This is a genomic window from Dendronalium sp. ChiSLP03b, from assembly GCF_034531165.2.
GTDB lineage: Bacteria > Cyanobacteriota > Cyanobacteriia > Cyanobacteriales > Nostocaceae > Dendronalium > Dendronalium minutum.
In genome coordinates this window covers 19,347-29,351 of sequence record NZ_JAVRBR020000058.1, presented here as the reverse complement: position 1 = coordinate 29,351, position 10,005 = coordinate 19,347, and the positions used below count along the sequence as shown (strand labels likewise).

Below are 10,005 nucleotides of genomic sequence, written 5' to 3'. Positions count from 1 at the left end.
AAGCTTTGGAACGTTAGATGAATTGAGGCATTTTATCTGGAAACGTTTAGAGAAATTAAACACATCAATCGTTGCTTCTATTACAGGTTGGGATTTTATTCTTGATGCTTTATTTGCATCAGATTTTTCGTGAATTGGTATTATGGGGAGCAACGCGAAAAAGTGAGATCGTTGTGAAATGAGCAGGGGAAGCGGGGGTAGCTGGGGTAGCTGGGGGAGAAAAGAGAAAAAATAGTATTTTTTGCTACTAAAAGTATACTAAATCCACTTAATTTCTTTCTCTTCCCCAGCCTCCCCAGCCTCTCCAGCCCTCCAGCTTTACCACCTCACAAAATCGCGTTGCTCCCGTGTTATGGCTGGCTTCAGGCCTATTTAGGAAATTATCCTGACGAAAAAGATTTTCAGGAGTTATACGAAGCTCTCAATTCATTGATGTACACCGAGGGTGTGTTAGATGCTACAGAAAAGGAACTCATACAAACCCTCGCCATCGCCACAGCAGCCCCAACTGGTACTCGCCCTAGTACTTTGCAGCGGCGCTTCATGAGCGCTTTGATGGATAGCAAATTCCTCGCTAACGTCTTACAGATGGAGCGGTCATCAGTAGTCAATAAAGGGCCTTCGGTTACTGGCTACTATGCACGTGTACCTTACCAAATTTTGAGCCGCCTCAGCACTACTGCCAGAGTTAATATCCTGGCAGAAGATATGGCAGATTTTTATTTAACTGACAATTTTGCCCCTGTCAAACAAGAAATAACTGCCGACAACCTAACTGTCATTGGCGAACTACCCCAAGAACTGAATGGCATATTTCTCCGTAACGGCCCTAATCCCCAATTCGAGCCTATCGGACTGCATCACTGGTTAGATGGGGATGGAATGCTCCACGGAGTAAATATCAGCAACGGCAAAGCCAGCTACCGCAACCGCTACATTCGCACAGAGGGGTTTGAGATTGAGCAAAAACAAGGTAAGGCGATTTGGCCTGGTTTGCTGAATCTGCCTCGATTTGATTCCCCTTATGGCTTGATGATGAAGAATACTGCTAACACTTCGACTATATGGCACGCAGGCAAACTGCTGGCACTGTGGGAAGCTGGCGCACCTTATGAAATTCGTCTTCCTGATTTAGAAACAGTTGGGGTAGATACCTTTGACGGTAAGCTTGCTTCTACCTTTACAGCTCACCCAAAAATCGATGCTCAAACGGGTGAAATGATTGCGATCGGCTTTGCACCTATTGCTCCTCCTTATCTGGAATACAGCGTGGTTTCCGCAGAGGGCAAAATGTTGCGAACCGTACCTATTGATATACCTGCGCCAGTGATGATGCACGATTTTGCCATCACTCAACACTACACTCTTTTTCTGGATATGCCGCTAGTCTTCAGTCCTATGCGGATTATGCAGGATCAATTACCCATTAAGTTTGAGAAGCAAAACCCCAGCCACATCGGGGTTGTACCTCGCCACGGCAATAACCGAACTATCCGCTGGTTCAATATCTCGACCTGTATGCTCTACCATGTTGCTAACGCTTGGGAGGAAGGCAACGAAGTAGTACTGATCGCCACCAGGGCACCTGATACCTATCTGTTTATTCCTCAGAAAGACAACGGAGAGGGCGGAGATACTGAATTTGAACATTTCCGACTGTATCTATAACCGGATCGATTTGGCAACGGGTGTTGTGAAAGAAGAATTGCTTAATAACAATGATACCGCTACGGAATTTCCTCGGATTAACGATGACCTGACTGGGCGAAAGACACGTTACGTCTACGCATCCCGACAGGCTACTTACATGAGACCTAGACTTTTGTTGGATGGTCTGCTCAAGTATGACTTGGAGACTGGTAGCACTCAAGTACATGAATTTGGTCGGGGACGCTTTGGTGGTGATAGTGTCTTTGCGCCTCGTCCTGGTGCTACTTCTGAAGATGATGGCTGGTTGCTGACTATGGTTTGGGATGCACTAGCGAAAAAGTCTGAGCTATTAGTCGTTGATGCCCGAAATATCACAGCTCCATCTGTAGCGCGGATAATCATGCCACAGCGCGTTCCTTACGGCTTCCACGCCAATTGGGTTTCTGAGGCACAGATGGCAACTCGATAAGGTTAATAGTAGGTTTATTTAAGTAGTGTAGAGGGCATGGCATTATTTGTGCGATCGCCCTCTAAACTTCTGTCGGCTTAACTGGGTCACTCCGGCTTTCAACTAATTATTGCTGTACGAGCGCAAAGCCTTGCGTCCCTCTATTCCTAACTCAGCAACGCCAGTCGCCTCAACGGGGGTTCTCTCCGCACGGTGAGGCAGCACTCTTGGTAGGGTTTCCCAACCCAGGCGACTGCATTAAGCGCAGCGTTAGTGAGCCTGCGAGCGTCGCCCGAAAGGCGCTAGTCCTCAGCACTTGTTATGACGCTAGCAATTCTGGTTGAGATATCAAACTCTCAAGAGTCTGACGCATCTCACTAATAGTCTGGAGTTGATAATCACCGGTCTCTTGAACGTGAGCCAAAGATTCCCCAATTCCTTGCAGCTTCTGGCGCAAACCATCTAAAGCATCTTGAATTGGTTGCAATGTTTCTTGATAGAGATTAACGCGACCCCAGCATTCAGCAGTTGCTGTTCGCAAAGACAGCAAATTTGCTTCCATCTGTTTGAGTTCTTGCTGTTTTTCTTGCTGCTCTTGGGTTTGATTATCAATCATTCCTTGGTCTAGCTCAATCGCAGCACGCATCTGCTCAATCTCACGTTCCAGCTTTTGGAGTTCTTGCGATTGTTGTTGTCGCTGGGTTTCAATTTGCAAAAGAATCGGCCCCAAATCAATTTGGTTATCTTCTTCTGTATTGGTGACAGGATTTCCTTGCCGCCGTGACAATACAGCTTGATGTTGCTCAATCAACTTCTGCCGCTGTAACAAACTGCGACGTTGTCCTATCAAGCTGGAGTTTAGCATCTGGTAGTGGTCTTTTTCATCCGCCAGTTCCATGGCCAAATTGATTTGGTCATGGTCGGGCGCTTGGCTAATTTTAGTTTGGAGTTCTTCTATAGCTTCTTGCTTATAAGTCAATTCTTGTTCTTGATCGTGGACAAAGCTAGAGTCTATTTCTAGCTTGTCCAACAAGTCTTGCACAATCTTTTGTAGCTCTTCTAGAGACATTTTTTCTAAAGCTTCTACATCGACTTTCTGGCTTGGAACCACACCACCAGAAGTAGCAGCCAAAGAATGAATTTGTTGATATAATTCTTCTTTATATTGCAACTGCTCTTTCACTATCTGAGCATACTCTTGCTTGCTGGCAAGCGCTGCTGTATTCACCTTCAATAAGGCTGTTTGCTGCACTAAAAAATCGTATGCCTGTTGCCATGCATTTTGGCGATCGCTATAATTCAGCGAAAGGCGATCGACTTCCTCTTGCTGTTGAGTTGCTACAGTTCTTTGCTCTTCTAGTTGTTGCCAATGTGGGGTCAGAGTAGCTTGTTGGTTTTCAACTAATTCAAATGCTAGTTGGAGATGTTCTCTCACTTTTTCTGTGGGAGCAACACGACTAGATAAGCGATTGAGTAAATCGCTCATCACCCGACTTTGCTCCTCATCCAAAACCGTTCCTTGTTGGCATTCTGCTTGCCGTTCTTCAAAGCGACGCTGCTCACCCCGCAAATGCTCCCAAGCTCCTTCTAATTCCTGACGATTCCGCTCAATTTCTGCTTGCAACTGTTCAATCTGCTCGCGAGATGCGTCCACTTCCTGCTTTTGCGACTCTAGCTGGTGAAACTCGTCCTCCATTTGTTGCAGCTGTTCCAACCGTGCTTCCATGTCCATTTCACGGCGATTCATCTCTTGCGCCTGAAACGTCAGCGACTCCTTCCACTGGTCAATCTCGTCTTCCTTGAGCTTAAATTTTTCTAATTGGCGAGAAAAATTTTGCAAAATATTAACTAATGGTCGTCCTGCCTCTTGAATCCGCTGCACTTGACGATTCGGATTCAGTTCTACCAATACCAACGCACCATCATTTAATTTGCTTGCTTCTTCAGCTGCAATCACTTCTTCCGACACAGTACTCCAATTCTGGTCGGTTCGCTGACAAGCTAGCAGTTTCAGTTCGGTTTTGGAACTACCACCCAGTAAGCCGCCTTTCTGCTTTTGTACTTCTGCTAAATACAGCACACCGTTTGTCCTTTTGTGTACTTGATGTCCGTGTTTTGGGATATACCTTAGATAATTCTGTTAACCTGTCGATACCAATTTTGGATTTTAGATTTTGGAGCCACCGCGTTACTTTGGTTCCCAAAGTTGTAGCAAGTGGCGTGATTTTGGATTGAAAGTCTTTACTAAAAAGCTGTTCCAAAAATCTTAAACAATACTAACTATCCCGATTTGGTATGATTTCACCTAAATTTGGGAAAACAAGACAGACAAAACTATTTATAGACGCAAGATATTACGTCTTGATACTTATAAAAGCGATTTGATCGCGCCTTTATATTCTCTACTGATGACAATGATGATGACTTCCGTGGTATCACTAGCTTTGTCAAAGTCTATTACGAAAATTTACAGTTCGTATCTGAATGTATCCCCTGATTGAGACTGGTTGCAAAGGAAATAAGATTTTGAGTACTCCATACCTAATCTGTCTGCTTGAAACATGGAAAAATTGACGGGCACAATTAACAAAGAATATAAACGGGATTATAAGGAGCGCTGTCGAGCTAAATGCGGGGAAATTTAAGTGAAATAGATATTCGCAGTATCCTGCAATTGATTGAGTTAGGGCAGCGAACTGGGCAACTGTTGGTGGAAACCTGCTTTCACAACAGTGACAAACTCACAAAAGACGAGGCAGTCAAACATCGCCATACCCGAAACTGTCAAAGACAATCTTGGTTTGTCTTTTTCCTCAACGGTCAAATTATCTATTGCCAAGAAGGCGATAGTAATTTGTTACGGATTGACGATTACTTACGTTATTACCGAGTTGAAATACGGCTCGAAGAAAAGCAACTGGCCTCCCTAGGATTACAGAGTGCGCCAGAGTACGGCTATCTCTGGGCACTCTTAGAGCGGAATATTATCAACCCCAAGATAGCTCAGAGTATTATCCACCACTTAGTCCATGAGACACTCTTTGATTTACTGAGTTTACACCAGGGTAATTTTGTTTTCCTTCAGGATGCTGCACTTGCCCCGCAACTAACCAGTTTAGAGATTGCTCCTTTAATGGCTACAGTTACACAGCAAGTACAGGAGTGGAAGCAGCTATATCCACATATTCAGTCTCCCGAACAGTTGCCAATACTCGCTGACATAGTTCAACTAAACTCCTCACTACCAACAGCAACTGTGAGTAAACTACAACAATGGGCAGATGGTAAAACATCCTTACGCCAACTAGCTCGCCATCTCAATCGAGACATTTTGACAGTTGCTAAGGCAATATATCCATATGTGCAGCAGGGTTGGTTACAACTTGTAGATTCAGTGGCAAATAACTCAAAGACACACAAACAAGTTACGAGAATGGAGGACAGGCATAGGGTGCGGATAGTATGTATTGACGATACAACAACTATCGGTGAGACTGTAGAGTCTATCTTAAAGGCTCAGGGATATGAAGCGATCGCTCTAAGTAATCCCCTAGAGGCGCTTAGTCTTATTTTTAGACTACAACCAGATTTAATTTTATGCGACATTGCCATGCCGGAATTGGATGGTTATGAAATTTGTGCCATGCTACGACAATCAACAGCATTTCGGTTTATACCGATTATCATGCTGACTGGTAAAGATGGATTTATCGATCGAGTCAGAGCTACCATGGTCGGGGCAACAGATTATTTAACCAAGCCATTTGGAGACACTGAGTTACTAATGCTCGTAGAGAAATATGTAGAGGCACAGTCATTTGTGGGGACACAAACAAGATACAAGACTTGTTGATTCTTAAAAGATAGAGTAAAAAATGTTATCACAGAATCAGCCAACTCCAGTACAACATTATTATCTAGTAAATTAGGAAAGCAAGAGAATTAATTTATACAGTAAACACTTATGGGAGATCGGGGAATGTTCCAAAGAGGAACGTCTACATCAGGAGGTAGATAGGCATTTATGAGTACAGTTCTGATTGTGGAAGACAGTATCGCACAAAGGGAGATGATTACAGACCTCCTGAAAGCAAGTGGCTTAAAAGTCACCCATGCCAGTGACGGAGTAGAAGCATTGGAGGCAATTCAAACCGCACCTCCTGATTTAGTGGTATTGGATATTGTCATGCCCCGGATGAACGGCTACGAAGTGTGCCGTCGGTTAAAGTCCGATCCAAAGACCCAAAATGTTCCCGTGGTGATGTGTTCTTCCAAAGGTGAAGAATTTGACCGCTACTGGGGTATGAAGCAAGGTGCGGATGCCTACATAGCCAAACCGTTTCAACCAACGGAGTTGGTAGGAACAGTCAAACAACTGCTGCGAGGATAAGGATGAAAACAATATGGTCAGCAAGCCGGACTTTTTAAGTGGCAGTGGTCAAGACCACTTCCGTCCTGAATTACAAGTAGAAAGTCCTGAGGGCGAGTTACACTTGCGGTTTTATATACCCTCGCATCAGGAGTTTGCATTACCAGCAACTGGCATCAAAGAAGTCATGGAACTGAGTCCTGATAGAATCACCCCGATTCCTAATGCTTCTCCTTTACTTTTGGGTACTCTAAATTTACGAGGTCGAGTAATCTGGGTGGCTGATTTGGGTCAATTTCTTGGGGAAGCAACTCCGTTAAATACAGATCGAGCAGAGATTCCGGTGATTGCTATTGAAGAACAAGACACAATCGTGGGCTTAGCAGTAGATGAAATCGGTGGTATGGACTGGCTGGATGTACAGCATCTGATGCCACCCACTAATCTACCAGATACCATGGCTCCTTTTTTACGCGGAGAGTGGTTAATGGGTGCTAAAAACAATCAGTGTCTGCGACTGCTCGATCAAATGGCAATTGTACGGAGTGCGAGGTGGGCAGGATGAAATTGGGAGAGAGGAAATGGCAGCAAGTATAGATGATTACCTCGAAACATATAGGCAGGCTTATACAGCCTACGCGCAACAAAATTATGAAGTTGCGGCTAATTTAGTCGATCAGGTGGTGCAAAATGTGCCAGATGACCCAAACTGCCATTTATTAAGGGGTCATATTTACTACGTTTTGCAGCAATACGATGTCGCAAAAGCAGAATATGAAGCGGTGTTGCGATTGAGTGACGATCCCGAAATAATTGGTTTTGCCAATAATGGTCTTGAGAGCATCAATCAATACCAGCAACCATTAGAGGAACAGTTTGTTGCTGTAGACAATAGCGAGCAAAAACCAACAACTTTTACAGGAATGTCCGAGCCTCTAGACTCTGGCAACCTAGAGTTAGAAGATTTAGGAACATTTAACGATTTGGATAGCAACAGCTTTAATTTGAATTCCTTTGATGAGGAGCAACAAGCTGTGGACTTAGAAGAGCCTTCCTTGGGTAGTCCATTTGCAATCCCTACAGATAGTATTTCATTTAATCAAACACTAGATTCCTTAGAAACTTTGGGTGACGATCCTTTTGCTTTGAATCAACACCTAGATGAACAAGAGTCAAACGCCAATGTTTGGGAAAAGCAAACAGAATTGGAGTTACCGATTTTCTGGCAAGAAGATAGTTCCGAAGAAAGTCTGGATGAGCCAGAAATTAATAGTAATTTCCTAGATAGTGGTGGAAATTCCGCTAGCGAAAATTATTCATCTCAGAGCAATACTATTGATTCACCTTTTGCAGAAATTAATTTACCAACGAATAATTACTCGGAAACTACTTCTGAATTGGTAGAAGAAAATTATCAGAAGCCAAGTATGGCAGCTTGGGAATTGAACATGGATAGTCTGCCAGATGAAACTTTACTGATGGAGAAAGAAGAACTCAACAATAGTTCAACACAAACAAATAAATTCCAACACAATAGCCAAGATACTTTCTCGGCATCAGACTCAGGTAATTGGATACAGCGACTAGAAGAACAAGAAAAATTCCCTGAAGTGCCTTCATCTTTGAACGGACACTTTTCTTTGAAAGACCAGCAGATGAAAGCAGATGTCACAGTAGATACTAATAACTTTGATGCTGATGAGGGTTTTGACTTTGAGGCTTTTGAATCTGCTTTTGGCTCAGAGGAGTTCGCTGCCGATGAAGACACAAATAGTGACAGTGTATTAAATAGACAAAATGCTAAAAGCAATATCGAGTTTTTAGACGACTTTGATGAATTCGATGACTTAGGGAACATACCTGGGTTTGACTTGGCAGAAGGAGACTCTAGATTCGGTGACGTGGCAATGCTTTCCAGTGCGATGGAAAACAGTAGTAGCCCACGCAACAATGGTATAGAAGCTACTGCCAATAATGCAGCAAGCGATCGCGATGATGAACTGTTTTCGATTACTGGCTCTCATACTGGTGCACAAGCAGCAGTACCAGTATTTACCCAAACCGATGTCTCAAAGCTAGAACCCAATGTCAGCATTGAACAGGGCTGGTTAGCACCATTAGAGAATGCTCCCCTAGACATGAAACCCTGGTTTGTGGCTGGAACTGTAGGCGTTTTCTCTGCGTTAGTTGTAGCAACAGTCAGCTTCGCAGCCACTACCTTGTCTCCAGCTCAACAACGGGAATCAGTACGGAATACAAGCTGGGCCATGTCACTGGCAGCTGGCATTGCAGGATTTTCCACCGCCGCCTTCATGGGAAATCTCACACTCAAGCAAGTTAGGCGGACAACCAAGGATTTGCAAGCTCAGTTTGATGCAGTTCGCCAAGGAAATCTTAACGTTCAAGCTACGGTATATTCCGAAGATGAGTTAGGGCTACTTGCGACTGGTTTTAACGAAATGGCGCGGGTAATTTTCGCAACCACCCATGAAGCCCAACGTAAAGCCGATGAACAAGAGGAAGCCAAAGAAAATCTGCAACGTCAGGTGATTCGCCTGTTGGACGATGTGGAAGGAGCTGCTAGAGGAGATTTAACAGTCCAAGCTGAGGTGACAGCTGACGTACTGGGAGCCGTTGCCGATGCCTTTAACCTGACAATTCAAAACCTGCGAGATATTGTACAACAGGTAAAAGTAGCAGCCAAAGAAGTAACAAAAGGTGCAACCAACTCCGAAACTTTTGCTCGTGCCTTATCTAGTGACGCTTTACGACAAGCGGAAGAGTTGGCTGTAACCTTAAATTCTGTACAGGTGATGACCGACTCGATTCAACGGGTAGCTGAAGCGGCGCGGGAAGCAGAAACTGTGGCTCGCGATGCCAGCACCATCGCTCTCAAAGGTGGGGAAGCAGTGGAAAATACCGTGGCAGGGATTTTAGAAATTCGGGAAACTGTGGCTGAAACTACCCGGAAGGTGAAGCGGTTGGCAGAATCTTCTCAAGAAATTTCTAAGATTGTGGCGTTGATTTCGCAGATTGCTTCCCGCACCAACTTGCTAGCACTCAATGCTAGTATTGAGGCGGCAAGGGCAGGAGAAGCCGGACGCGGATTTGCAATTGTGGCAGATGAAGTGCGCCAGTTAGCGGACAAATCTGCTAAATCGTTGAAAGAAATTGAACAAATTGTGATGCAAATTCAAAGCGAAACAGGCTCCGTGATGACCGCGATGGAAGAAGGCACACAACAGGTAATTAAAGGCACAAAGTTGGCAGAAGAAGCCAAGCGATCGCTAGAAAATATTATTCAGGTAGCGAATCGTATTGATACTCTCGTGCGTTCAATTACCAGCGACACAGTAGAACAAACGGAAACTTCCCGCGCCGTCGCTCACGTCATGCAATCAGTGGAATTAACAGCACAAGAAACTTCCCAAGAAGCGCAGCGAGTCTCTGGTGCCCTACAAAACCTAGTGGGTGTATCTCGTGACTTAATTGCCTCCGTGGAACGTTTCCGATTGGAAACACTTGAATCCAAATAAAT

Annotated in this window: 7 protein-coding genes; 6 read left to right on the top strand and 1 reads right to left on the bottom strand. The window is 44.4% G+C overall.

The annotated features are described in order from the left end of the window. Nucleotides 1-339 precede the first annotated feature (339 nt). Together RMY31_RS14800 and RMY31_RS14795 are read left to right on the top strand one after the other, a co-directional pair. Nucleotides 340-1,668 carry a carotenoid oxygenase family protein gene (locus RMY31_RS14800; protein WP_322665740.1) on the top strand — a complete coding sequence of 443 codons (1,329 nt, stop codon included), beginning with the start codon at nt 340-342 and terminating at the stop codon, nt 1,666-1,668. Beyond that, complete coding sequence (locus RMY31_RS14795) at nt 1,643-2,119, top strand: carotenoid oxygenase family protein (RefSeq protein WP_322665738.1); 477 nt, start codon at nt 1,643-1,645, stop codon at nt 2,117-2,119. The genes RMY31_RS14800 and RMY31_RS14795 overlap by 26 nt, the downstream gene beginning before the upstream one ends. Nucleotides 2,120-2,417: 298 nt before the next feature. On the opposite strand, the gene hmpF is transcribed toward RMY31_RS14795, so the two are convergent. Next, nucleotides 2,418-4,178: a pilus motility taxis protein HmpF gene (gene hmpF, locus RMY31_RS14790; RefSeq protein ID WP_322665736.1), complete on the bottom strand. Its 1,761-nt coding sequence runs from the start codon at nt 4,176-4,178 to the stop codon at nt 2,418-2,420. 549 nt (nt 4,179-4,727) lie between these two features. Here hmpF and RMY31_RS14785 point away from each other — a divergent pair. The 4 genes from RMY31_RS14785 to RMY31_RS14770 all read left to right on the top strand — a co-directional run bounded on the left by RMY31_RS14785 (nt 4,728) and on the right by RMY31_RS14770 (nt 10,003). Continuing rightward, nucleotides 4,728-5,951, top strand: a complete 1,224-nt coding sequence (locus RMY31_RS14785) for a response regulator (RefSeq protein ID WP_322665734.1) — start codon at nt 4,728-4,730, stop codon at nt 5,949-5,951. Nucleotides 5,952-6,122: 171 nt separating this feature from the next. After that, nucleotides 6,123-6,488 (top strand): response regulator transcription factor, encoded by a 366-nt coding sequence (locus RMY31_RS14780; protein WP_214436354.1) that lies wholly within the window; start codon nt 6,123-6,125, stop codon nt 6,486-6,488. A 13-nt stretch (nt 6,489-6,501) separates the two neighbouring features. Continuing rightward, nucleotides 6,502-7,032: a chemotaxis protein CheW gene (locus RMY31_RS14775; RefSeq protein WP_322665731.1), complete on the top strand. Its 531-nt coding sequence runs from the start codon at nt 6,502-6,504 to the stop codon at nt 7,030-7,032. 16 nt (nt 7,033-7,048) lie between these two features. Continuing rightward, complete coding sequence (locus RMY31_RS14770) at nt 7,049-10,003, top strand: methyl-accepting chemotaxis protein (protein ID WP_322665729.1); 2,955 nt, start codon at nt 7,049-7,051, stop codon at nt 10,001-10,003. The last annotated feature ends 2 nt before the right edge of the window (nt 10,004-10,005 follow it).

Coding starts and splice junctions, on each gene's coding strand:
- RMY31_RS14780 (WP_214436354.1), top strand. CDS start 6,123: ATGAGTACAGTTCTGATTGTGGAAGACAGTATCGCACAAAGGGAGATG.
- RMY31_RS14775 (WP_322665731.1), top strand. CDS start 6,502: ATGGTCAGCAAGCCGGACTTTTTAAGTGGCAGTGGTCAAGACCACTTC.
- RMY31_RS14785 (WP_322665734.1), top strand. CDS start 4,728: ATGCGGGGAAATTTAAGTGAAATAGATATTCGCAGTATCCTGCAATTG.
- RMY31_RS14770 (WP_322665729.1), top strand. CDS start 7,049: ATGGCAGCAAGTATAGATGATTACCTCGAAACATATAGGCAGGCTTAT.